19 protein-coding genes and 3 pseudogenes are annotated in these 24,175 nt (G+C 69.7%); 13 read left to right on the forward strand and 9 right to left on the reverse strand.

Going from position 1 to position 24,175, the window contains the following annotated elements:
• Positions 1-51: 51 nt before the first annotated feature.
• Positions 52-957, forward strand: coding sequence for a pca operon transcription factor PcaQ (gene pcaQ, locus QM699_RS11120; protein ID WP_415011188.1), 906 nt, complete (start codon positions 52-54; stop codon positions 955-957).
• 9 nt (positions 958-966) lie between these two features.
• On the opposite strand, the gene QM699_RS11125 is transcribed toward pcaQ, so the two are convergent.
• Positions 967-2,550, reverse strand: a complete 1,584-nt coding sequence (locus QM699_RS11125; protein WP_415011189.1) for a glycoside hydrolase family 13 protein — start codon at positions 2,548-2,550, stop codon at positions 967-969.
• Positions 2,551-2,796: 246 nt separating this feature from the next.
• Here QM699_RS11125 and QM699_RS11130 point away from each other — a divergent pair.
• The 3 genes and pseudogenes from QM699_RS11130 (at position 2,797) to ileS (ending at position 8,295) form a co-directional block, all read left to right on the forward strand.
• Positions 2,797-4,216 (forward strand): annotated as a pseudogene (locus QM699_RS11130) (YcjX family protein).
• Entirely contained in the window at positions 4,213-5,214 is a 1,002-nt protein-coding gene (locus QM699_RS11135) for a YcjF family protein (protein WP_415011190.1), read from the forward strand. Before QM699_RS11130 ends, QM699_RS11135 begins: the two are co-directional and overlap by 4 nt.
• Before the next feature lie 191 nt (positions 5,215-5,405).
• Positions 5,406-8,295 (forward strand): annotated as a pseudogene (gene ileS / locus QM699_RS11140) (isoleucine--tRNA ligase).
• Positions 8,296-8,377: 82 nt separating this feature from the next.
• Here the strand turns inward: ileS and hspQ are convergent.
• A complete protein-coding gene (gene hspQ / locus QM699_RS11145) occupies positions 8,378-8,707 on the reverse strand; it encodes a heat shock protein HspQ (RefSeq protein WP_415012744.1) in 330 nt (109 codons plus the stop codon).
• 119 nt (positions 8,708-8,826) lie between these two features.
• On the opposite strand from hspQ, the gene QM699_RS11150 reads away from it, so the two are divergent.
• From QM699_RS11150 to QM699_RS11160, 3 genes are all read left to right on the forward strand, one after another.
• Entirely contained in the window at positions 8,827-9,708 is an 882-nt protein-coding gene (locus QM699_RS11150) for an AEC family transporter (protein ID WP_415011191.1), read from the forward strand.
• Between the two features lie 75 nt (positions 9,709-9,783).
• On the forward strand, positions 9,784-10,383 hold the full coding sequence (locus QM699_RS11155; protein ID WP_415011192.1) for a lytic transglycosylase: 600 nt from the start codon (positions 9,784-9,786) through the stop codon (positions 10,381-10,383).
• A gap of 88 nt (positions 10,384-10,471) precedes the next feature.
• Positions 10,472-11,383 carry a LysR family transcriptional regulator gene (locus QM699_RS11160; RefSeq protein ID WP_415011193.1) on the forward strand — a complete coding sequence of 304 codons (912 nt, stop codon included), beginning with the start codon at positions 10,472-10,474 and terminating at the stop codon, positions 11,381-11,383.
• Positions 11,384-11,572: 189 nt separating this feature from the next.
• On the opposite strand, the gene QM699_RS11165 is transcribed toward QM699_RS11160, so the two are convergent.
• The 7 genes from QM699_RS11165 to gloB all read right to left on the reverse strand — a co-directional run bounded on the left by QM699_RS11165 (position 11,573) and on the right by gloB (position 17,871).
• Positions 11,573-12,286 (reverse strand): GNAT family N-acetyltransferase, encoded by a 714-nt coding sequence (locus QM699_RS11165; protein WP_415011194.1) that lies wholly within the window; start codon positions 12,284-12,286, stop codon positions 11,573-11,575.
• A gap of 68 nt (positions 12,287-12,354) precedes the next feature.
• Entirely contained in the window at positions 12,355-13,146 is a 792-nt protein-coding gene (locus QM699_RS11170) for a DeoR/GlpR family DNA-binding transcription regulator (RefSeq protein WP_415011195.1), read from the reverse strand.
• Positions 13,147-13,269: 123 nt separating this feature from the next.
• A complete protein-coding gene (locus QM699_RS11175; protein WP_415011196.1) occupies positions 13,270-13,488 on the reverse strand; it encodes a hypothetical protein in 219 nt (72 codons plus the stop codon).
• Between the two features lie 91 nt (positions 13,489-13,579).
• Positions 13,580-14,221, reverse strand: coding sequence for a calcium-binding protein (locus QM699_RS11180; RefSeq protein ID WP_415011197.1), 642 nt, complete (start codon positions 14,219-14,221; stop codon positions 13,580-13,582).
• Positions 14,222-14,247: 26 nt separating this feature from the next.
• Positions 14,248-14,409 (reverse strand): hypothetical protein, encoded by a 162-nt coding sequence (locus QM699_RS11185; protein WP_415011198.1) that lies wholly within the window; start codon positions 14,407-14,409, stop codon positions 14,248-14,250.
• Between the two features lie 179 nt (positions 14,410-14,588).
• On the reverse strand, positions 14,589-16,913 hold the full coding sequence (gene clpA / locus QM699_RS11190; protein WP_415011199.1) for an ATP-dependent Clp protease ATP-binding subunit ClpA: 2,325 nt from the start codon (positions 16,911-16,913) through the stop codon (positions 14,589-14,591).
• 193 nt (positions 16,914-17,106) lie between these two features.
• Positions 17,107-17,871: a hydroxyacylglutathione hydrolase gene (gene gloB, locus QM699_RS11195; RefSeq protein ID WP_415012745.1), complete on the reverse strand. Its 765-nt coding sequence runs from the start codon at positions 17,869-17,871 to the stop codon at positions 17,107-17,109.
• 87 nt (positions 17,872-17,958) lie between these two features.
• Here gloB and QM699_RS11200 point away from each other — a divergent pair, with 87 nt between their 5' ends.
• From QM699_RS11200 to QM699_RS11225, 6 genes and pseudogenes are all read left to right on the forward strand, one after another.
• Entirely contained in the window at positions 17,959-18,726 is a 768-nt protein-coding gene (locus QM699_RS11200) for a class I SAM-dependent methyltransferase (protein ID WP_415011200.1), read from the forward strand.
• 434 nt (positions 18,727-19,160) lie between these two features.
• A complete protein-coding gene (locus tag QM699_RS11205; protein ID WP_415011201.1) occupies positions 19,161-19,721 on the forward strand; it encodes a F0F1 ATP synthase subunit delta in 561 nt (186 codons plus the stop codon).
• The gene (atpA, locus tag QM699_RS11210; protein WP_415011202.1) at positions 19,721-21,259 is read left to right on the forward strand and encodes a F0F1 ATP synthase subunit alpha; all 1,539 of its coding nucleotides are present in this window, start codon (positions 19,721-19,723) and stop codon (positions 21,257-21,259) included. The genes QM699_RS11205 and atpA overlap by 1 nt, the downstream gene beginning before the upstream one ends.
• A 105-nt stretch (positions 21,260-21,364) precedes the next feature.
• Positions 21,365-22,237, forward strand: coding sequence for a F0F1 ATP synthase subunit gamma (locus tag QM699_RS11215; protein ID WP_415011203.1), 873 nt, complete (start codon positions 21,365-21,367; stop codon positions 22,235-22,237).
• A gap of 21 nt (positions 22,238-22,258) precedes the next feature.
• Positions 22,259-23,690 (forward strand): annotated as a pseudogene (gene atpD, locus QM699_RS11220) (F0F1 ATP synthase subunit beta).
• The gene (locus QM699_RS11225; protein ID WP_415011204.1) at positions 23,690-24,088 is read left to right on the forward strand and encodes a F0F1 ATP synthase subunit epsilon; all 399 of its coding nucleotides are present in this window, start codon (positions 23,690-23,692) and stop codon (positions 24,086-24,088) included. The pseudogene atpD and the gene QM699_RS11225 overlap by 1 nt, the downstream one beginning before the upstream one ends.
• Positions 24,089-24,175: the final 87 nt, after the last annotated feature.

A 24,175-nucleotide genomic window follows, 5' to 3' on the forward strand; every position in this document is an offset into this window, starting at 1 on the left:
CGGTTATGTAAAATGATATGTTTCGCGAAATACATAACCTATAGGCTATGAATGGTCCCCGTCACCTATCGTCACGTGCGCTGCTTTCTGGAGGTCGCCCGGCTCTCGAGCGTGCAGCACGCGGCGGACACGCTGGCCATCTCGCAGCCGGCGGTGTCGAAGACGCTGCGGGAGCTGGAGGAGCGCGTCGGCGCGGAGCTGTTCGAGCGATCCGGCCGCCGCCTGCGGCTGACGCCGGCCGGGCGGGTGTTCCAGAAGCACGCCGGCCTGTCGCTGACCGAGCTCGACCGCGGCATCCGCGCGATCCGCGGGCCGGTGGCCGGCGGCACGGTCTCGGCGGGCGTGCTGCCGACGGTGGCAACGCGGGTGCTGCCGCGCGCCGCGCTGGCCTTTGCCCGGCTGATGCCGGAGGCGTGCCTGCGCGCCTCGACCGGGCCGAACCACTACCTGCTGTCGCAGCTGCGCGAGGGGCGGCTCGACCTCGTGGTCGGCCGTCTTGCCGCGCCGGCCGAGATGGCGGGGCTGGTGTTCGAGCAGCTCTATGCCGAGGAGGTGGTGGCGGTGGTGCGGGCCGGCCACCCGGTGCTCGCGACGCCCGGCGCCGACCTCGCCGGCTGGCCGCTGATCCTGCCGCCGCCCGGCGCGATCATCCGGCCGGTGGTGGAGCAGTACTTCCTGACCCACGGCCGCGAGCTGCCCCGCCCGCAGGTCGAGACCGTCTCGCTCGCCCTCGGCCGCGGCCTGGTACGGGGCTCGGATGCGGTCTGGTTCATCTCGCGCGGGGTGGTCGCGGAGGAGATGGCGAGCGGGTCGGTGGTCGCGCTCGACCTCGGCGGCCTGCCGCTCGCCGGGCCCGTGGGCCTGACGCTGCGCTCGGGGCAGACGGTGCCGGACGCGCTGACCGTGCTGATGCAGGCGCTGCGGGACGCGGCGCGGGCGGAGGCCGCGCCGGCCTGACCGCCCCCCTCAGACCGCGTGGAGGCGGGCCTCCCAGGGCCGCATCTGCCGGCCCTCTGGGCCATCCTGCGTGCCGATGAGCAGCGCGCCGGGCTCGATCCCGGCGGGCAGCGCCGCCGGGGCGCCGGACAGGTTCAAGAGCACGAGCACGCCCCGCCCGTCGATCAGGCGCGTGTAGCAATAGAGCTGCGGATGCTCGGGCGCGAGATCGCGGAAGTCGCCATAGACCAGCTCGGGGCGGGTTTTGCGAAGGGCGATGAAGCGGGCGTAGTAGTGGTAGATCGAGCCCGGGTCGCGCAGGGCTGCCGCCGCATTGATCCGGCGGGCATCGGGATGCGGCGCGAACCACGGATGGCCGGCGGTGAAGCCGCCGTTCGGGCCGTCGTCCCACGCCACGGGTGTCCGGGCATGGTCGCGGCTGGTGCGGTTCATGTGCCAGAGGAAATCCCCGGGCGACACCTGCCCCGTCGCAACCTCGCTCGCCCAGGCGTTGCGCGCCTCGATGTCGTCGAACTGCTCGATGCGCTCGAAGGGGAAGTTGGTCATGGCGATCTCGTCGCCCTGATAGACGAACGGCGTGCCCTTCAGGGTCAGGAGCAGGGTCGCGAGCGCCTTGGCGGACGGCTCGCGCCACGGCTCGGCGTCGTCGCCGAAGTGCGAGACGAGCCGCGGATTGTCGTGGTTGGAGAGCGCGATGGTGCGCCACGTCCCGGGCCCCATGGCCGCATCCTGACCGTCGAACACCGCCTTGAGTTGCGGCAGCGTCCACTCCTGCCAGCGCCATGCCACGCCGCGGTCGACGCGCACCGCATCGAAGTGGATCAGCATGTCGAGCTCGCCCCGCGCCTCGTCGGTGAGCAGGCACGCCTGCTCCATCGTCACGCCGAAGGCTTCGCCGATCGTTACCGCGCCGTAGGGATCGAGCACCTCGCGCCGCAGCTCCGCGAGATGCTCGTGCAGCCGCGGGGTGCCGGCGTGGTAGAATTCCGGCCGGCTCCGCAGCGCCTCGGGATAGTCGGGAAAGGCCGGATCCTTGGCGATGAACGGGATGACGTCCATGCGAAAGCCGTCGACGCCCTTGTCGAGCCAGAAGCGCATGAGGTCGTGGACCTCGCGGCGGACCTCCGGGTTCTCCCAGTTCAGGTCGGGCTGCTGCTCGGCGAAGAGGTGCATGTAGTAGTCGCCGGTCGCGTCGTCGCGCGTCCAAGCCGAGCCGGAGAAGAACGAGCGCCAGTCGTTGGGCGGCCCGCCGTCCCGGCCGGGGCGCCAGATGTAGAAGTCGCGCTTCGCGTTGTCCCTCGACGCGCGCGACTCGACGAACCAGGCGTGCTGGTCGCTGGTGTGGTTCACCACGAGGTCGAGGATGAGGCGCATCCCGCGGGCCTTGATCGCGGCGAGAAGCGCGTCGAAGTCGGCCATCGTGCCGAACTCGGCCATCACCTTGCGATAGTCGCGGATGTCGTAGCCGTTGTCGACGTTCGGCGAGTTGAAGTGCGGGCTCAGCCAGATCGCGTCGATGCCGAGGCCGGCGACGTGGTCGAGCCGGGCGATGATGCCCCGCAGGTCGCCGATGCCGTCGCCGTCGGAGTCCATGAAGGACCGCGGCCAGATTCTGGTAGATCACGGCCTCCTTCCACCAGCGCCGCGTCTGGCCGTTCACCCGCGCTTCCGCTTGCTCGCTCATCTGCCCCTCCCCCCGGTGTTGCCTCCCTCATGGGACACCGGCGCACCGGCTGACAAGGGAATGGGGCGTGCCGCCCCGGCGCAGGCAGCGGTGGTTGCCGCCGGGCGGTCGAACGCATACCTGTCGCGGACCGGCGGCAGGAGGCGGGCAGCGGCATGGATCTCGACCGATGGACTGGCGGGCTGGCCTCGACGCTCGGCAACATGGCCGAGGACATGGCGGGCGTGTTCCGCGAGCCGGTCGTGCGGCTCGGCGTCACCGGACTCAGCCGCGCCGGCAAGACCGTGTTCATCACCTCGCTGGTCGCGAACCTGCTGGAGCGGGGGCGGATGCCGCAGCTTCGCGCCGCGGCCGAGGGACGCATCCTCGCGTCGTTCCTGCAGCCGCAGCCCGACCCGACGATCCCGCGCTTCGCCTTCGAGGACCACCTCGACTCGCTCTCCGGCCCCACCCCGCGCTGGCCGGAGAGCACCCGCTCGATCTCCACCCTGCGCCTGTCGCTGCGGGTGGCGCCGACGGGGATGTTCTCCGGGCTTGCCGGGACCGGGGCGGTGCACGTCGACATCGTCGACTATCCCGGCGAATGGCTGCTCGACCTGCCGCTGATGAGCCAGAGCTTCGCCGGGTGGTCGGCCGGGGCGCTCGCGGCCGCGCGCTCGCCGGCCCGCGAGCACCATGCGGCGCCGTGGCTCGCGCAGGTCGACGCGACCGACGCCGGCCGGGCGCTGACCGAAACGGCGGCGCGCAAGCTCGCGGGCACCTTCACGGCCTACCTCTCGACGGCGCGGCTGGCCGGGCTCTCGAGCGTGGCACCCGGGCGGTTTCTCATGCCGGGCGATCTCGAGGGGTCGCCGGCGCTCACCTTCTCGCCGCTCCTGCCCCCCGAGCGCGCGGGGGCGGATTCGCTCTGGCGCGCGTTCGAGGCGCGCTTCGAGGCATACAAGCGGGTGGTGGTGGAGCCGTTCTTCCGCAACCACTTCGCCCGGCTCGACCGGCAGGTCGTGCTGGTCGACGCGCTCGGCGCCATCGCGGGCGGGCCTCGGGCGGTGGACGACCTGCGGGTCGCCATGGCCGAGATCCTCTCCTGCTATCGCCCCGGGGCGCGGTCCTGGCTCGCCCCGCTCCTCGGGCGCAAGATCGACAGGATCCTGTTCTGCGCCACCAAGGCCGACCATCTGCACCACAGCCAGCACCCGCGCCTTGCCGCCTTCACCGAGGCGCTGGTGCGCGAGGCGCGCGACCGGGCGCAGTTCTCCGGCGCGGCGACCGGCGCGCTCTCCATCGCCAGCGTGCGGGCGACGGTCGAGCAGACGGTCACGCGCGACGGAAAGAGCTTCGACGTCGTGCGCGGGCGCGCGCTCGACGGCGGCGAGGAGGTGGCGCTCTTTCCCGGCAACCTGCCGGGCGACCCGGCCGAGCTGCATCGCCGCGGCGCGGCAGGGGGCGGGCGAGTGGGTGGATGCGGCCTACGGCATCACCCGTTTCGCGCCGCCGCGGCTGACCGGCGGCGAGGGGCTGCCGCACATCCGCCTCGACCGGGCGGCCGAGTTCCTGATCGGAGACCGCCTGCGATGAGCCCGCCGGACAAGCCCTTCGTGATCCCCGCCGATGCGCTCGGCCCGGCGGCAGTGACGCCGGGCGAGGCACCGCCGCCGCCCGACGACGATCTCGCCCCGCAGGGCGACGCGATGCTCACCGTCACCCGGATCGCGGCGCGCAAGCGGCGCGGCGGGCTGATCTGGACGGTAGCGGGCAGCCTCGTGACGCTGATCGTCAGCGTCGCCGCGTATGACTACCTGACCGGGCTGATCGAGCGCTATCCCACAGTCGGCATGGTGGCGCTGGCGCTGACCGGCCTGCTCGGGCTGCTGGTGGTGGTGCAGCTTTTCCGCGAGGCCTGGGCCTTCCGGCGGCTGGCGCGGATCGACTCGTTCCGGGCGGACGCGGCGGCGGCGCTGGCCGACGCCGACCGGGACAAGGCGCTGGCGCTGTCGCGGCGGCTGGCCGGCTTCTATGGCAGCCGGACGGAATTGCGCTGGGCGCTGGCCCGGCTGGAGGAGACGCGCGCCGAGGTGCTCGACGCCGACGCGATCCTCGAGCTGACCGAGCGCACCCTGTTCGCGCCCCTCGACGAGGCCGCCCGGCGCGAGATCGAGGCGGCGGCGCGCACCGTTGCCGCAGCGACGGCGGTGATCCCGCTCGCCCTCGTCGACGTGCTGGCGGCGACCAGCCAGAACATGCGGATGATCCGGCACGTGGCGGAGGTCTACGGCGCGCACGCCGGCTTCTTCGGCTCGTGGCGCCTGCTGCGGACGGTGGCGACGCACCTGCTCGCGACCGGGCTGGTGTCGGCGGGCGACGACCTGATCGGCTCGGTCGCGGGCGGGCACGTGCTCGCGCGGGTGTCGCGGCGCTTCGGCGAGGGGATGGTGAACGGCGCGCTGACCGCGCGGGTCGGGATCGCGGCGATGGACGTCTGCCGGCCGATGCCGTTCGGGGCGCTGCCGAGGCCGAAGGTGTCGGCCGTCGTCGGGCGGGCGCTCACCGGGCTGTTCGGCAAGGCGGGCGCGTGACGCCAGGCTGCGGCGCGTCTCGTGCATAACACATTGATGCGGTGCCGGCGCGGCGCTATATCCCGCGGCCATGTCCTGGGGTTTCGGCATCCATCGAATTACCGTCCCGGCGCTCTGACCGTTCAGGGCGGCCGGGTTTCGCGCGTCTGGCGCCCCCTTCTCCCCGCAATCGCTTTCAGACGGATGTCGAGATGACGACCGAGTCCACCGATACGAGCGTCGACTACAAGGACACGCTGTTCCTGCCGAAGACCGACTTTCCGATGCGCGCCGGCCTGCCGCAGCGCGAGCCGGAGTGGCTGGCGCGCTGGGCCGAGATCGGGATCTACCAGCGGCTGCGCGCGGATGCGCATGGCCGGGTGCCCTTCGTGCTGCACGACGGGCCGCCCTATGCCAACGGCCACCTGCACATCGGACATGCGCTCAACAAGGTGCTGAAGGACTTCATCGTCCGCAGCCAGCAGATGCTGGGGCGGGACTTCGCGCTATGTTCCCGGCTGGGACTGCCACGGCCTGCCGATCGAGTGGAAGATCGAGGAGCAGTATCGGGCGAAGGGCAAGTCCAAGGACGAAGTGCCGGTGAACGAGCTGCGCGCCGAGTGCCGCCGGTTTGCCGAGCACTGGGTCGGCGTGCAGCGCGAGGAATTCAAGCGGCTGGGCGTCACCGGCGACTGGGCCAATCCCTATCTCACCATGGACTTCCACGCCGAGGCGGTGATCGCCGAGGAGTTCATGAAGTTCGTGATGAACGGCTCGCTCTATCTCGGGTCGAAGCCGGTGATGTGGTCGCCGGTGGAGAAGACCGCGCTGGCCGAGGCAGAGGTGGAGTATCACGACCACCAGAGCCCGACGATCTGGGTGAAGTTTCCGGTGGTCACGGGGCCGGAGGCGCTGCAGGGCGCGAGCGTCGTCATCTGGACGACGACGCCCTGGACCATCCCGTCAAACCGCGGCGTCGCGTTCTCGTCGCGTATCGCCTATGGGCGCTACCGCGTGACGGCGGCGGCTGCCGACAACTGGGCCGTGGCGGGAGACGTGCTGGTTCTCGCCGATCCGCTGGCGGCCGAGGTGATGAAGGCCGCGCGCGTCGATGGATACGAGCGGCTGGGAGACGCCGGGCCGCTCGACGGCGTGGTGCTGCGCCATCCGCTCACCCCTCTCGATGCGTTCTGGGACTACGATGTGCCGATGCTCGAAGGCGACTTCGTGACTGACGACGCCGGCACCGGGTTCGTGCACACCGCGCCGAGCCACGGCCTCGACGACTACGAGCTGTTCGTGAAGGCCGGGCTCGTGGAGCGGATGACTCACAACGTCACCGAGGACTCGTCCTTCGCCGCGCATGTGCCGTTCTTCGCCGGCCTTCAGGTGTTCGACCACAAGGGCAAGGAAGGCAAGGCGAACAAGGCGGTCATCGAGAAGCTCGTCGAGGCCGGCGCGCTGCTCGCGCGCGGGCGGATGACGCACAGCTATCCGCATTCCTGGCGGTCGAAGGCGCCGGTGATCTATCGCAACACGCCGCAGTGGTTCGTGGCGATCGACGCGGCCCTCGACGACGGGATGGGCACCTATGGCGACACCATCCGCCAGCGGGCGCTGACCTCGATCGACCGGCTGGTGAGCTGGACGCCGCAGACCGGGCGCAACCGGCTTTACTCGATGATCGAGGCACGGCCCGACTGGGTGCTGAGCCGGCAGCGCGCCTGGGGCGTGCCGCTCACCTGCTTCGTCAAGCGCGCGCCCGACGGCACCGTGGAGCTGCTGCGCGACCCGGCGGTGAACGCGCGGATCAAGGCGGCGTTCGAGGCCGAAGGTGCGGATGCCTGGTTCGAGGCGGGCGCGAAGGAACGCTTCCTCGGCAACGACCATCCGCACGACGCGTGGGAGCTCGTCACCGACATTCTCGACGTCTGGTTCGACTCCGGCTCGACGCATGCCTTCGCGCTGCGCGACCGGCCGGACGGCATCTGGCCCGCGTCGGTCTATCTCGAAGGCACCGACCAGCATCGCGGCTGGTTCCACTCCTCGATGCTGCAGGCCTGCGGCACGCGCGGGCGGGCGCCCTACGACGCGGTGGTGACGCACGGCTTCACGCTCGACGAGAACGGCATGAAGATGTCGAAGTCGCTCGGCAACACGGTCGCGCCCGCGGACGTGGTGAAGCAGTACGGCGCCGACATCCTGCGGCTCTGGGTGGCGCAGACCGACTTCACCGTCGACCAGCGGATCGGGCCGGAGATCCTAAAGGGCACGGCCGACAGCTACCGTCGGCTGCGCAACACGCTGCGCTATCTGCTCGGCGCGCTCGACGGGTTCACGCCGGAGGAGCGGGTGGAGCGGGCGGCGATGCCGGAGCTGGAGCGCTTCGTGCTGCACCGGCTGGCGGAGCTGGACGCGGCGGTGCGGAAAGGCTTCGCCGCCTTCGACTTCCAGGGGGTGTTCCAGGCGGTGTTCCAGTTCGCCACCGTCGACCTCTCGGCCTTCTGGTTCGATATCCGCAAGGACTCGCTCTATTGCGACGGGCTCGGCGATCCGCGCCGGCGGGCGGTGCGCACGGTGATGGATGCGGTCTTCGCCCGCCTCGTGACGTGGCTCGCACCGATCCTGCCGTTCACCATGGAAGAGGTCTGGCTGTCGCGCTTTCCCGGCGAAAGCTCGTCGGTGCACCTCGTCGACATTCCCGCGACGCCGGCCGAGTGGCTCGATGCGGGCCTCGCCGCGAAATGGGAGGCGGTGCGCCGGGCGCGGCGCGTGGTCACGGGCGCGCTGGAGCTGGAACGGCGCGAGAAGCGCATCGGCGCCAGCCTCGAGGCGGCGCCGGTCGTGCATGTCGTCGACCCCGGCCTGCGGGAAACGCTGTCGGGGATCGAGTTTCAGGACGTCTGCATCACCTCGGCGCTGGCGCTCTCGGCGGCGGCGGCCCCGGCCGGCGCGTTCGCGCTCGAGGACGTGGCCGGCGTGGCCGTGGTGCCGGCGCCGGCCGAGGGCGGGAAGTGCGCCCGCTGCTGGAAGATCCTGCCCGATGTCGGCCGGCACGCGCACCCGGGCGTCTGCGCCCGCTGCGACGCGGCGATCGCCTGAGGGCTCCGAAGGATGGCCTGCCCGCTCCGGTCAGCGGGCGGGCGGTCGTGCATGCGGAACGCTGGCCTGCGGCGCCGCTGATCTAGTGCAGCCGGCCGTCGAGATCGTACCGGCCGCCCTCGCGCAGGGCGCCGAACATCGCCGAGACCTCCGGGTGGTCCACCGGCTCGCCGCTGTCGTCCATCACCAGGTTCTGCTCCGAGACATAGGCGACGTAATACGACGTCTCGTTCTCGGCGAGCAGGTGATAGAACGGCTGGTCCTTGGACGGGCGGCTGTCCTCCGGGATCGACTCCCACCACTCGTTCGTGTTGTTGAACGTCGGGTCGACATCGAAGATCACGCCACGGAACGGATGGACACGGTGGCGCACCACCTGCCCAAGGGAAAACTTGGCTGCTGCCTGCAACATGGCCCGGATACCCACGAACTCCGCTCTCCCGGATGATAGGCCGAGGTTGACATCGTGTCCACGGCAGGGGCACTGCCCGATGGTGCCATGCGGTAAAACTGCAACGCCGGAGCCCGCCGATGCACCTTGTCCTCCAGGTCCTTGCGATCATTGCCCCCGTCGCGCTTCTCGCGACGATCGGCTTTGCCTGGGTGCGTCGCGGGCTGGCCTACGACGTGGCGTTCGTCTCGCGGCTGTCGATGACATTGTCGACACCCTGCCTGATCTTCATGGCGCTGGTGCGCTCCAAGGTCGACCCCGGCCTGCTGCGCGACACGGTGCTGGCGGCGATCGTCGCCTATGTGCTGGTCGGGGCGCTGGCCTGGGGACTGGTGCGGCTGCTCCGGCTGAACCTCGCGGCGTACTGGGCGCCGCTTGCCTTCGGCAACACCGGCAACATCGGCCTGCCGGTGGCGCTGTTCGCCTTCGGGCAGGCCGGGTTCGATCTCGCGGTGGTGGTGTTCGCGGTGATGGCGATCCTGTCGTTCACCTTCGGGGTCTGGGTGGTGGCGGGTGGCGGCAGCCCGGTGAGCGCGCTGCGCGAGCCGCTGGTCGGCGGCACGCTGCTCGGGTCGCTGTTCCTCGTGCTGGGCTGGAGCGTGCCGGCGTGGCTGGCCGCGAGCCTCGACCTGATCGGACAGATGGCGATCCCTCTCATGCTCATCACCCTCGGCGTCGCGATCGCCCGGTTGCAGCCGCGCGCGCTCGGGCCAGCGCTGGCACTCTGCCTCGCCAAGCTCGCCATCTGCACGGCCGTCCCGCTCGCCGTAGGGCTCGCCTTCGGGTTGCCGCGCATGACGCTCGGCGTGCTGGTGCTGCAGCTCGCCACGCCGGTCGCCGTGACCTCGTACATGCTGGCCGCGAGGTACGAGGCGAACCCGGACGAGGTGGCGGGCCTCGTCGTGGTGTCGACCCTGCTGTCGGTGCTGGCGATCCCGGCAATTCTTGCGTTTTTTATCTGAGGTTTCCCTTGGCTTGCTGACGCGATTGCGGCACACTCCGAGGTACGACGTGCGGCAAGACACGCGAGCAGTGAGATGAAGGCAGGCAAGGGACGGGGGCGCCCGCTCGCCCTTCTGGCGTTTTGTTCGATCCTGAGCGCGTGCGGCGGTGGCGATACACCTCCGACCACGGTGGCGGACGCATGTCAGATGCAGGAAGAGAAGCCGGGGTGGTTCGCCGCCATGCGCAAGACGGAAGACAAGTGGGGCGTGCCGGTGGCGGTGCAGCTGGCGACGATCGCGCGCGAATCGAGCTTCCGCGCCGAAGCCCGCCCGACCAAGCGCGTCGGCAGCGGCCTGTTCTCCCGCGACGTGCCGCTCTCCTCGGCCTACGGCTACGCCCAGGCGATAGACGGCACGTGGGAGGGCTACATGTCCGACACCGGCCGGTACAGCGCCGACCGCGACGACTTTTCCGACTCGTCCGACTTCATCGGCTGGTACATGAATTCCAACGCCCGGGTGAACGGCGTGGCGGTGACTGACGCCTACAACCAGTACCTCGCCTATCACGAGGGCAAGGCCGGCTTTGCCCGTGGCACCTACCGCGACAAATCGTGGCTGCCGGGCGTCGCGCGCGACGTCCAGAACTGGGCCGCGGTGTACCAGCGGCAGCTCACCGCCTGCCCCGGCTGACCGAAGGCCGGCCCGTCGGGCGCGGTGCGTTGACGATGCGCCGCATTGCTCCATATCGTTCGCAAAGCGGAAACGGCGGCAGGGGCCGATGGACCGTCTGACGGAAATGGAGGCGTTCGTCTCCGTCGTGGACCACGGCGGGTTCACCGATGCCGCGCGCAAGATGGGCCTGTCGAAGTCGGCAGTGTCGAAGCACGTCTCGGCGCTCGAGGCGCGTCTGGCGGTGCGGCTGCTCAACCGCACCACCCGCCGGGTCAGCCCGACCGAGGTGGGGCTTGCCTACTATGACCGCGCCCGTCTGGTTCTGACCGAGGCGGCCGAGGCGGACAGCATGGTGACGGCGATGCAGGCGACGCCCAAGGGCTCGCTGCGGATCTCGGCGCCCGTCACCTTCGGCGTGCGGCAGGTGGCGCCGGCTGTGGCGGCGTTCCTCGGCGCCTACTCCGAGGTCGACGTGAACATGGTGCTCGACGACCGGTTCGTGGAGCTGGTGGCCGAGGGGTTCGACCTCGCCATCCGCATCGGCACGCTGGCGGACAGCTCGCTCAAGGCCAAGAAGCTGGCCGAGACGCGCACGGCGATCGTGGCCGCGCCGGCCTATCTGGCGGACGCCGGCGCGCCGCGGACGATCGACGACCTGAACGACCACCGGCTGCTGCACTATTCCAACCTCTCCACCGGGAACTTCTGGCGGCTGCGGGCGCCCTCGGGCGAGGAGCGGCAGATCCGGGTCGGCGGCCGGCTGACCGTCAACAACGGCGAGGCGCTGATGAAGGCGGCGGAGGCCGGGCTCGGCATCGCGCAGATCCCGAGCTTCATGCTGGGCGACACGCTCGTCACCGGCCGGCTGGTCGAGTTGCTCGCCGACCGGCCGCGCGAGCTGCTCGGCGTCTACGCGGTGCAACCCCAGGGCCGCTTCCCGCAGCCGAAGCTTCGGGCGTTCATCGACTTCCTGAGCGAGCGCTTCAAGGGCATCGGGCCGGAGACCTGGCCCGCCTGAAGCTTCACGAAGCCGCGAGGCGGCGGCGTGTGGCGGGGCGCCGGATTTCGTCCGCAAGATGCGTCGCCGGCTGCGGTCGCTGGTCTTGCCGATGCTGATCCGGGGCACCGGCTTCGCGCTCCTCGGGTTCGCGGTGGCGCGGGGCGCGGGGCGCGGGAGACAAGGCCGGTTTCCTGCCGGCCTGAGCCGTCAGGCCGGCGCCCGGCGGTAGTGATAGGCCGTGGCCTCCTCGAACCCGAGGCCGCGGTAGAGCGCGAGCGCGCCGACGTTCGCCCGGGTGACGGCAAGGAGCACCTGCGTTGCGCCCTGCTCGGTCCCCCAGGCGGCCGCGGCGCGCAGCAGCGCCGATCCGATGCCGGTGCGCCGGGCGGCGGGCGCCACCTCGACCGCATGGACCACGACGGCCGCGCCGTCGAGCGCGGCGAAGCCCGCGCCCGCCACCCGGTCGCCCTGTCGGCCAAGCAGATAGATCTTGCGGCCGCGCACGCGCTCCATCACCGCCAGCCGCTCCGGGCCGATGCCACCGGCGGCCCAGACATCGGTGATCGCCCGGAGCGGCACGTCGCCGAACAGCGCGCGCTCGACGTCCGCGCCGGCCAGCGGTGCCGCCGCGGCGGCGAGGACCAGCGTGGCGTCGTATGCCTCATAGCCGCGGGCGGCCAGCTCGGCATCGAGCGCGGCCTCGCCCGGGCGGATCATGAACACCGGCCGCTGGCCCCACGCGCGCATCCCGGCCTCGGCCACGCCGATGTCGCCCGGGCCGTCGTCAAGCGTCGCGGCCGAGGTGCGGTTGCCGCCTCCGGCGCCGCGCCGCAGGGTGAAGCCGCCGGCCGAGACCCGCCCGGCCGGCGGCCAGGTGGCAAGGATCGCGGCAACGGCCGGATGGCAGTCGGGGTCAGACACGAGACAAACCTCGCCGGTAAGCCGCGGCGCCTCTGCGCCTTCGCGGCGGTGAGCGCCGGCCACAGCCGTCAGCGGCCGCGGCCGGCGTTCTCCACGGTGCGGATGAAGACGTCGTTGTCGGCGCAGAGCTGGAGGATCGACTTCGGCGGCTGGATGTCGGTGAAGAAGCCGTGCAGGTCGGCGAGGCTCGCGATGCGGACGGGCGCGGCCATCTTGAACTTGGTGTGGTCGGCGGCGAGGTAGCTCTTGCGCGCGTTCTTGATGATCGCCTGCGCCACCCGCACCTCGCGGAAGTCGTAGTCGAGGAGCGAGCCGTCCGGGTCCACCGCCGCCGAGCCGATGATGGCGTAGTCCACCTTGAACTGACCGATGAACTCCGCCGTCACGTCGCCGACCAGCGCCCCGTCCGAGCGGCGCAGGATGCCGCCCGCGACGATCACCTCGGAGTTCGGGCTGGTGGCGAGGATGTTCGCCACGTTGAGGTTGTTGGTGATGACCATCAGGTTGCGGTGCTTGAGCAGCGCCCGCGCCACTGCCTCGGTGGTGGTGCCGATGTTCATGAAGATCGAGACGCCGTCGGGGATCTGCTCGGCGACGAGCCGGGCGATCGCGTCCTTCTCCTGGCTCGCGAGGCTGCGGCGATCCTCGTAGCCGAGCGCGATCACCCCCGACGGGATCATCGCGCCGCCGTGGACCCGGGTCAGCTGCCCGACGTCGCAGAGTTCGTGCAGGTCGCGGCGGATCGTCTGCGCCGTGACGTTGAAATGCGACGCCAGCCCCTCGACCGTCACCTTCCCGGCCTCGCGCGCAAGCGTCAGGATCTCGGAATGACGGAAGTTCTGCGCCATGGCCTCGCTCAAGCTGGGATGCTCGCAGATTAGTGATCCGGGGCGACACGCGCAAGCCGGCTTGATTCTGCAAGCAAAAGGGCCGGCCCGGCGGCCGGCCCCACAGCTCCATGTTCTCGACGCGGAAGGCGGCGTTCAGAGGATGAAGTCCATGCCCGCGCAGTCGCTCGCCCGGACGCCCACCCCGTCGTTAATCGCAAGGTCGAACTCCGGCGCGGCGCCGCCGGAGACGTTGCCGCGGATGTGGGTCACGCCGCCGACGTCCTCCGCCCAGAGGCGGCCGAGGGCGTGCGACGTTCCGAAGACGAAATGCTGGCTTCCCGCGAGACTTTCGTTCGCATTGATCGCAGACACGTTGATCCGGTCTCCGCCCACGGCGCCGGCGCCCTGAAGGCGAGCGTGCCGCCCGACGCGACGATCGCGTCCCCGGCGGACTCGCGCGCCGTCAGGAACAGGAACAGGTCGTCCCCCTTGCCGCCGGCCAGCCGGTCGCTCCGGTCAGCCTGTCCGCGCCCGCGCCGCCGGTCAGAGTGTCGTTGCCGCTGCCGCCGGAAAGGGTGTCGGCGAAGCCTCCGCCGACCAGCCGGTCGTCGCCGGCCTGCCCCCAGACCGTACCCCTGACGACGCACCCCGCCTCGCCGTGATACACGTCATCGCCATCGCCGAGCGTCGCCATCCCGTTGAGGATGCCGTTGTTGGCGATCGTGTCGTTATAGTCGTAGAAGAGCTTGATCGACGCCCTCGCGCCGTGGATGGTGCCGTCATTGACGATGTGCGTGGTGCCGGCAGAGGAGCAAAGCGCCTCGCGATAGCTCTCCACCTCGCCGTGGTTGATGAACGTCGCGGTGCCCGACCCGTCGGGGCCGCTGAAGAACGCGCCTGAAAAGAACCCGGTGATCGAGCCCCAGTTCTCGATCGTCGAGTCGGTGACGTCGTCGACCCCGACGCCAGTCATCGACTGAATGATGCCGTGGTTGGCGATCGAACTGTCATAGGACGCGACCAGTGCGGCGTCGTCGGTGCCGATCAGCCGACCGGCGGCGCCCACCGTCAGGTCGATGGACGACCCCACGGCATAGACCGCCACTACCCCCTGAAGCGTGCCATTGATGGTCAGCTGCAGGTCGTCCAGCCCGGACGGGCGACGACGGTCCTGTCTTTGGCGGAAACCGTCACGCCGGCGTTGACGATGACGGCATCGCCGCTCTCCGCGTAGGTAAAGATCGGATCGGCATCGTCGGAGATGACGGATGTCGAGAAAACAGTGGTTGTCATGATTTCCCCCCAAGGCGCGCAGGCTGAATAGCCGAGTCGGAAAAGAGCGGGGGCTCCGACTGCCCAAATAACGTGCGCCTTCAGAGGCCGTTGGGGCAACGCGTTCCGAGGCCCGCGTAAACGAAAGGCCCCGCCGGCGAACCGGCGGGGCCTTCGATCCTTGCGAGCGACGTGCGGGCCTATTCGGCGGTGAGCAGCGGCGGCTTCTTCGCCGCGATCTGCGGCGTGCCCGCCGGTTCGATCTTCAGCGAAATCTCGTCGTTCTCCACCGTCACGCGCACCAGGCCACCCTTCGCCAGCTTGCCGAACAACAGCTCCTCGGCCAGCGGCTTCTTGATGTTCTCCTGGATCACACGGCCGAGCGGCCGCGCGCCCATCTTGTCGTCATAGCCCTTCTCCGCCAGCCACTCGGCGGCCTCCGGCGACAGCTCGATCTGCACGTTGCGGTCCAGCAGCTGCGCCTCGAGCTGGAGGACGAACTTCTCGACCACCTGCAGGATCACCTCGCGCGGCAGCGGCGCGAACGAGATCACCGCGTCGAGGCGATTGCGGAACTCCGGCGTGAACATCCGCTCGACGGCGGCCGTGTCCTCGCCCTCGCGCCGCGCCCGGCCGAAGCCCAGCGCCTCCTTGGCCTGCTCCTGCGCGCCGGCATTCGAAGTCATGATGAGCACGACGTTGCGGAAATCCACCGTCCGGCCGTTGTGGTCGGTCAGCTTGCCGTTGTCCATCACCTGCAGGAGGATGTTGTAGACGTCCGGATGCGCCTTCTCCATCTCGTCGAGCAGCAGCACGCAGTGCGGATGCTGGTCGACGCCATCGGTCAGGAGCCCGCCCTGGTCGAAGCCGACATAGCCCGGAGGCGCACCGATCAGGCGGGAAACCGTGTGCTTCTCCATGTACTCCGACATGTCGAAGCGCAGCAGCTCCACGCCGAGCTGCTCGGAAAGCCGCTTCGCCACCTCGGTCTTGCCGACGCCGGTGGGGCCGGTGAACAGGTAGTTGCCGATCGGCTTCTCCGGCTCGCGCAGACCGGCGCGGCTCAGCTTGATCGCCGAGGCGAGCGCCTCGATCGCGCGGTCCTGCCCGAACACCAGCCGCTTCAGCGACACGTCGAGGTCCTTCAGCACCGCGGCGTCGTCCTTCGACACGTTCTTCGGCGGGATGCGCGCGATCTTCGCCACCACCGCCTCGATCTCCCTCGAGGTAATCGTCTTGCGCCGGCGGCTCTCGGGCAGCAGGTGCTGCGCCGCGCCCGCCTCGTCGATCACGTCGATCGCCTTGTCCGGCAGCTTGCGGTCGTGGATGTAGCGCGCCGACAGGTCCACTGCCGACTTGATCGCATCGAGCGTATAGCGGATGTCGTGGTGATCCTCGAAGTACGGCTTCAGGCCCTTGAGGATCTTGAACGCATCCTCGACGCTCGGCTCGTTCACGTCGATCTTCTGGAACCGCCGCGCCAGCGCCCGGTCCTTCTCGAAGTGCTGGCGATACTCCTTGTACGTCGTCGACCCCATGCAGCGCAGGCTGCCCGACTGCAGCGCCGGCTTCAGCAGATTCGAGGCGTCCATCGCGCCGCCGCTCGTCGCCCCCGCGCCGATGACCGTGTGGATCTCGTCGATGAACAGGATGGCGTTCGGGTGCTGCTCCAGCTCCTTCATCACCGCTTTCAGCCGCTCCTCGAAGTCGCCGCGATACCGCGTGCCGGCGAGCAGGGCCCCCATGTCGAGCGAGAAGATCGTGGTGTCGGCGAGCACCGCGGGGGTCTCTCGATCGACGATCTTGCGCGCCAGCCCCTCGGCGATCGCCGTCTTGCCGACGCCCGGATCCCCGACGAGCAGCGGGTTGTTCTTGCGCCGACGGCAGAGCACCTGGATGCAGCGTTCGACCTCCAGGTCACGTCCAATCAGCGGATCCACGTCCCCCCGGCGTGCCTTGTCATTCAGGTCGACGCAGTACTTCTGCAATGCGGTCTCCTCGGCTTCCTTGTTACTCTGCGACTGGGCCTTTGTCTCGGGGGCAGCCTCGGCTCCTTTCACGGGGCGTGCTTCCCCGTAGGTCGGATCCTTGGCGACGCCGTGGCTGATGTAATTGACCGCGTCGTAACGGGTCATGTCCTGCTCCTGCAGGAAATACGCGGCATGGCTCTCGCGTTCCGCGAAGATCGCGACCAGCACGTTGGCGCCGGTCACTTCCGACCGGCCGGAACTCTGCACGTGGATCGCCGCGCGCTGGATGACCCGCTGGAAGCCGGTGGTCGGCGCCGCCTCGGACCCTTCGATGTCGGAGATAAGGGCGTCGAGTTCCTCGTCGAGGAAGGTCAAAATCGTCTTGCGCAGCTTCTCAAGATCGACGCCGCAGGCCTTCATCACGCGCGCCGCATCCGGTTCGTCCACCAGCGCCAGAAGAAGATGTTCGAGCGTGGCAAGTTCATGCTTGCGCTGATTTGCCTGCCCGAGGGCACTGTGGATTGCGGTCTCGAGGGTACTCGAAAAAGACGGCATAGTCCGCGTTCCTTCCGGTCTTGTCCCGCCGGCCTGGGGGTACCGGCGGTGGGCAGGTCCAAACCTAGCCCGTCACCTGTTAAACTTCGGTTTTATCCTCCACGCTTCAAGGCCGATTATGCCACGGCCCGACGAAAGCGCAAAAAAAATGCACTGACGTTCCCGCGAGGAGTCGTGCAGTTGCTGCACCTGCTCAGAAAGAATCCTTCCGGCGTCGGACCTCGGCGAAAACTTGGGCATCGGACGAACCCGAGAGCCCCAGTCCAGCCTTGAATCCCGGATCTACGACCCGCAGGAACGGGTTGGTCTGCCGCTCCAGCCCGAGAAGGGCCGGCACCGTCGGTGCGCCATTTTTTCGCAGCGCAGCAATTTCCGCCGCGCGCGCCTGCAGGGCGGGGTTCGCGGCGTCCACCGAGAGGGCAAATCGCAGGTTGCCCTCCGCGTATTCGTGGCCGGAGTAGACCATGGTCGTATCCGGCAGCGCGGCCATCTTCGCGAGGCTCTGCCACATCTGCGGCAGCGTTCCCTCGAACACCCGTCCACAGCCCATCACCATCAGGCTGTCGGCCGAGAACAGCGCCTCCGCGTCGGCGAAATGGTACGCGATGTGTCCGAGGGTATGCCCCGGCACGTCGAGCACCGTCGCGCGGCTCTCGCCGAGCGCCACGGTGTCGCCCTCCGCCACCGCCCGGTCGAGCGGCGGCATGCCCTTCTCGCCGGCCGGCCCCGTCACCTCCGCGCCGAAGCCCGCCACGAGCTCGGCGACGCCGGCGATATGGTCGTCGTGCCGGTGGGTGAGCAGGATCGTGTGCAGGCCCCAGCCGCGTGCCGCGAGGGCGGCGGCGATCGGTCCGGCCTCCGGCGCGTCCACCAGTCCGACCCGCCCGCTCGCGGTATCGCGGAGCAGGTACGCATAGTTGTCCGTACGGCACGGAACGACGACGACTTCGAGCGGCACGGACTTCCCCTTCGCATTGGCGCAGATGTTGGCGATCGGATAGGGTAGCACAACCTGCCCATCCTGCCAGGGAAGCCCGGGGCCCCGATGTATCTCGACGTCCTCGATCTGCGCGCCTTCTACTATCGCACCCGGCTCGGGCGCTCGGCGCAGCGCGTGCTGCAGGAGGCGCTGCGCGCGCTCTGGCCCGACACCCGCGGCCTCACGGTGGTCGGCTACGGATTCGCCGCGCCGATGCTCCGGCCGTTCCTCGCCGATGCCGGACGGGTGCTGTCGCTCATGCCGAGCGGCCAAGGGGTGATGGCGTGGCCGATCGGCGCGCCCAACCTCTCGGTGCTCGTCGAGGAAACCCGCTGGCCGATCGAGGCGGGCAGCGTCGACCGCCTGATCGTCATCCACGGGCTTGAGACCTCCGACCGGCCGGGCGCGCTGCTGCCCGAGATCTGGCGGGTTCTCGCCCCCGGCGGCCGGGTGGCGTTCATCGTGCCGAACCGCTCCGGCCTTTGGGCACGGCGCGACGTGACCCCGTTCGGCCACGGCCGCCCCTACAGCCTCGGCCAGCTCGAAGGGCTGATGCGCGCCCATCGCTTCGAGCCCGAGCGCCACGGCGCCGCGCTCTACGCGCCGCCGACGCACCGCCGCTTCTGGATCCAGACGTCCTACTTCCTCGAGCGCCTGGGCCGGCGCTTCGAGCCGCGCGTTATTGCCGGCGCGCTGATCGCCGAGGCGACGAAGCAGATCTATGCCCGCCCCCCCTCGACGGGCAAGCTCGCCGTCCCGGGGCCCCTCGACGTGCTCGAGGGCCTCACCCTGCCCTTCCCCGAGCCGGCCCGTGGCCATCGCGAGGCCAGCTGACCCCGCTGCCGGCCATCACCATCCCTACGCCGCGGCCGCCGCGCCGGACGACAGGCAGCGGCGACCGCCAGCATGGGAGCGGAAGAAAGCCGGCAGGGCCGCAGGACTCATCCCATCCCGGCAGGGAATCTCCGCACGCCCGACGCCCTCACCCCTCGCCCTCCGGTCTGCCGGCGCACCCCGGCGATCGTGCTGCTCCGCCGCAGGTGAGCCGCCCGGCGCGGCCGGCTTGCTGCGACGCGGCGTCGCAGGGCGCCGGGGTCGAATTCCTCCTCCGAAAGCCCTAACCCGCACGCGCGCCGATGTATTGCCACGCCTGAACCCCTCTGCTATCACCGCGCCGCGATCTCGCTCGGGCGATAGCCGGCCCTTGGCTGGGAATCGGAACTGTCCGCCCGCGGGGGGCCGTCAGAACAACGGAGATAGGGGGACGGGTGTCCAGCTCAGCGTCGATGACCTCTGGGGTGGCGGGCCGTTACGCGACCGCGCTCTTCGACCTCGCCAAGGAGGGCAACGATCTCGACAAGGTCGAGGCCGATGTCCTTGCGCTTGAGGATGCCCTCTCCGTCAGCCCGGAGTTTCGCGAGGTGCTCGCGTCCCCGGTGCATTCCCGCGATGAACATGCCCGCATGATCGCCGCCATCGCCGACAAGCTCGGCCACGGCGTCGTCGTGAAGAACACCCTCGGCCTGATCGCCCGGAACCGCCGCCTGTTCATCCTGCCCGAGCTCATCGAGCAGATGAAGGCGCTCATCGCCGACGAGCGCGGCGAGATCACCGCCGAAGTCACCACCGCCAAGCCGCTCACCGACGAGCAGGCCGGCGCGCTGAAGGAAACGCTCAAGGCGAGCGTGGGCAAGGACGTGAAGCTCGACGTCACCGTCGACGAGTTGCTGATCGGCGGCCTCGTCGTGCGCGTCGGCTCGCGGATGATCGACACGTCGATCCGCTCCAAGCTCGCCCAACTGCAGAATGTCATGAAAGAGGTCGGATGATGGCGATCCAAGCCGCTGAAATCTCTGCTATCCTCAAGGAGCAGATCAAGAACTTCGGCCAGGAGGCCGAGGTCGCGGAGGTGGGTCGCGTGCTCTCCGTCGGCGACGGCATCGCCCGTGTCCACGGGCTCGACAACGTCCAGGCCGGCGAGATGGTCGAGTTCCCGGGCGGCATCCGCGGCATGACGCTGAACCTCGAGGTCGACAACGTCGGCGTCGTGATCTTCGGCTCCGACCGCGACATCGGCGAGGGCGACACCGTCAAGCGCACAAAGTCGATCGTGGACGTGCCGGTCGGCAAGGGCCTGCTCGGCCGCGTGGTCGACGCCCTCGGCGACCCGATCGACGGCAAGGGCCCGATCGAGGCCGCCGAGCGCCGCATCGCCGACGTCAAGGCCCCGGGCATCATCCCGCGCAAGTCGGTGCACGAGCCGATGGCGACCGGCCTCAAGGCGATCGACGCGCTCATCCCGATCGGCCGCGGCCAGCGCGAGCTGATCATCGGCGACCGTCAGACCGGCAAGACCGCGGTGGCGCTCGACGCCATCCTGAACCAGAAGGTCTACAACGAGGCCGCGGGCAACGACGAGAGCAAGAAGCTCTATTGCATCTACGTCGCCGTGGGTCAGAAGCGCTCCACCGTCGCGCAGCTCGTCCGCAAGCTCGAAGAGACCGGCGCGATCGAGTACACCACCATCGTCGCGGCCACCGCTTCCGAGCCGGCGCCGATGCAGTACCTCGCGCCCTACGCGGCCTGCGCCATGGCCGAGTACTATCGCGACAACGGCATGCACGCGCTCATCATCTACGATGACCTGACGAAGCAGGCCGTGGCCTACCGCCAGATGTCGCTGCTCCTCCGCCGCCCGCCCGGCCGCGAGGCCTACCCGGGCGACGTGTTCTATCTGCACTCGCGCCTGCTCGAGCGCGCGGCGAAGCTCAACGGCGATTTCGGCAACGGCTCGCTGACCGCGCTTCCCGTGATCGAGACCCAGGCGGGTGACGTGTCGGCCTATATCCCGACCAACGTCATCTCGATCACCGACGGCCAGATCTTCCTCGAGTCCGAGCTGTTCTACCAGGGCATCCGTCCCGCGGTGAACGTCGGCCTCTCGGTGTCGCGCGTCGGCTCGTCCGCCCAGACCAAGGCGATGAAGTCCGTCGCCGGCTCGATCAAGCTCGAACTCGCGCAGTACCGCGAGATGGCTGCCTTTGCGCAGTTCGGCTCGGACCTCGACGCCGCGACCCAGCGCCTGCTGAACCGCGGCTCGCGCCTCGTCGAGCTTCTGAAGCAGCCGCAGTACTCGCCGCTCACCAACGCCGAGCAGGTTGTGGTGATCTACGCCGGCACGCAAGGCTATCTCGACAAGCTCCCGGTGCGCGACGTCACCCGCTACGAGCGCGCGCTGCTTGCGCACCTGCGCTCCGGCGAAGCCGGGCTTCTCGAGAAGATCACCACCCAGGACCAGAAGATCTCGGGCGACATCGAGAAGGAAATCAAGGCGGTCCTCGACCACTTCTCCAAGACCTTCGCCTGACGGGGTCGCGCGGGCCGCGGCCGGCCAAGCGCCGCCGCGGCCCGCATCATTCGACGCGCCTCTCCGCGGGCGCGTGACGAGGACTGAACGAGGGACCCGGGGACAATGCCCAGCCTGAAGGACTTGAAGATCCGGATCACCAGCGTGAAGTCCACGCGGAAGATCACCAAGGCCATGCAGATGGTCGCCGCCGCCAAGCTGCGCCGCGCGCAGGAGTCGGCCGAGGCCGCCCGCCCCTATGCCGAGCGCATGGAGTCGGTGCTCGGCAACCTCGCCTCCGGCGTGTCCGGCGCGGCGAACGCCCCGAAGCTCCTCGGCGGCACCGGCGCCGACAAGGTTCACCTGCTCGTCGTCGCCACGGCCGAACGCGGCCTCTGCGGCGGCTTCAACTCCTCGATCGTGCGCCTTGCACGCGCCCACGCCAACCGGCTGCTGGCCGAGGGCAAGACGGTGAAGATCCTCACCGTCGGCAAGAAGGGCCGCGAGCAGCTGCGCCGCGACATGAGCAGCCTTCTCGTCGGCCACGTCGACCTCTCGGAGGTGAAGAAGCTCGGCTACGCCGACGCCGCCCGCATCGCCGCCGACGTGATGCACCGCTACAACGCCGGCGAGTTCGACGTCTGCACCATCTTCTACAACCGCTTCCAGTCGGTCATCTCGCAGGTCCCGACCGCCCGCCAGCTGATCCCCGCGGTGTTCGAGGCCGCCGACGGCGCCTCCGGCGCGCAGTACGAGTACGAGCCCGACGAGGGCGCCATCCTCGCGGAGCTGCTGCCGCGCGGCGTCGCCACCCAGATCTTCACGGCGCTGCTCGAGAACGGCGCGTCGGAACAGGGGGCGCGCATGTCGGCCATGGACAACGCCACCCGCAACGCCGGCGAGATGATCGACCGGCTCACCATCCAGTTCAACCGCTCGCGCCAGGCGGCGATCACGAGCGAGCTCATCGAGATCATCTCGGGCGCGGAAGCGCTCTAAAGGGGACGGAGACAAAGGCACATGGCCGAAGCAAAACCCACCGGCAGGATCACGCAGGTCATCGGCGCGGTTGTCGACGTCCAGTTCGACGGCCACCTCCCCGAGATCCTCAACGCGCTCGAAACCGAGAACAACGGCGCCCGCCTCGTTCTCGAAGTGGCCCAGCACCTCGGCGAGTTCGACGATCCGCGCCATCGCGATGGACTCGACCGAGGGCCTCGTGCGCGGCGCGCGCGTGACCGACACCGGCAAGGCGATCCAGGTGCCCGTCGGTGACGGCACGCTCGGCCGCATCCTGAACGTCGTCGGCGACCCGGTGGACGAAAAGGGCCCGGTGCAGGCCACCGAGTACCGCCCGATCCACGCCCCGGCCCCGGACTTCGCCTCGCAGTCGACCGAGTCCGAAGTGCTCGTGACCGGCATCAAGGTCATCGACCTGCTCGCGCCCTACGCGAAGGGCGGCAAGATCGGCCTGTTCGGCGGCGCCGGCGTGGGCAAGACCGTGCTCATCCAGGAGCTCATCAACAACATCGCCAAGGTGCACTCCGGCTATTCGGTGTTCGCCGGCGTGGGCGAGCGCACCCGCGAGGGCAACGACCTCTACCACGAGTTCATCGAGTCGGGCGTCATCGACGCCAACGACCTGTCGAAGTCGAAGGTGGCGCTCGTATACGGCCAGATGAACGAGCCGCCGGGGGCCCGCGCCCGCGTCGCGCTGTCGGGCCTCACGCTCGCCGAGCAGTTCCGCGACCAGTCCGGCACCGACGTGCTGTTCTTCGTCGACAACATCTTCCGCTTCACCCAGGCGGGTTCCGAGGTGTCGGCGCTTCTCGGCCGCATCCCCTCCGCCGTGGGCTACCAGCCGACGCTCGCGACCGACATGGGCGCGCTGCAGGAGCGGATCACCTCGACGCGGAACGGCTCGATCACGTCCGTGCAGGCGATCTACGTGCCCGCCGACGACCTCACCGACCCGGCGCCCGCGACCTCGTTCGCCCACCTCGACGCCACGACGGTGCTGTCGCGCGCGATTTCCGAGCTTGGCATCTATCCGGCGGTCGACCCGCTCGACTCGACCTCGCGCCTGCTCGACCCGATGGTGATCGGCGACGAGCACTATCAGGTCGCCCGTGACGTGCAGGGCATCCTGCAGCGGTACAAGAGCCTGCAGGACATCATCGCCATCCTCGGCATGGACGAGCTGTCGGAAGACGACAAGCTCACCGTCGCCCGGGCGCGCAAGATCCAGCGCTTCCTGTCCCAGCCGTTCGACGTGGCGCAGGTCTTCACCGGCTCGCCGGGCGTTCAGGTGCCGCTGGCCGATACCATCGACAGCTTCAAGCGCGTCGTCGCCGGCGAGTTCGATCACCTGCCGGAGGCCGCGTTCTACATGGTCGGCGGCATCGACGAGGTCCTCAAGAAGGCGGAGAAGATGGCCGCCGAGGCGGCCTGATGGCCGACACCCTCACCTTCGATCTGGTCAGCCCCGAGCGCAAGCTCGCGTCGGTCCAGGCGACGGCGGTGCAGATCCCCGGCATGGCCGGGGATTTCACCGCGATGCCGAACCACGCGCCGTTCCTCACCACGCTGCGCCCCGGCGTCGTCCGCGTCACCGCGGCCGACGGCGTGACGGAATACGTGGTGACGGGCGGTTTTGCCGAGGTCTCGCCGACCGCCACGTCGATCCTTGCCGAGCAGGCGGTGCCGCGTGCCGAGGCGACCGCCGATCTCGTGACCGAGCTTCTGGCCACCGCCGAGAAGGATCTCGCCGACGCGCCGGACGAGGCGAAGATGGCCGCGGGCCAGCGCGTCCGCGACGTGATGGCCCTGCGCAGCCAGCTCGGCGCGTAACTCGATCAGGGTGGGTTCCGCGATCCACCCTGCCCTCACCGCTCGGCCGGTCCGGGACACCCTCATTCGCGGCTTTGCCGCGAAATC

Source organism: Amaricoccus sp. (assembly GCF_047602525.1).
In the GTDB taxonomy this organism is placed as follows: domain Bacteria; phylum Pseudomonadota; class Alphaproteobacteria; order Rhodobacterales; family Rhodobacteraceae; genus Amaricoccus.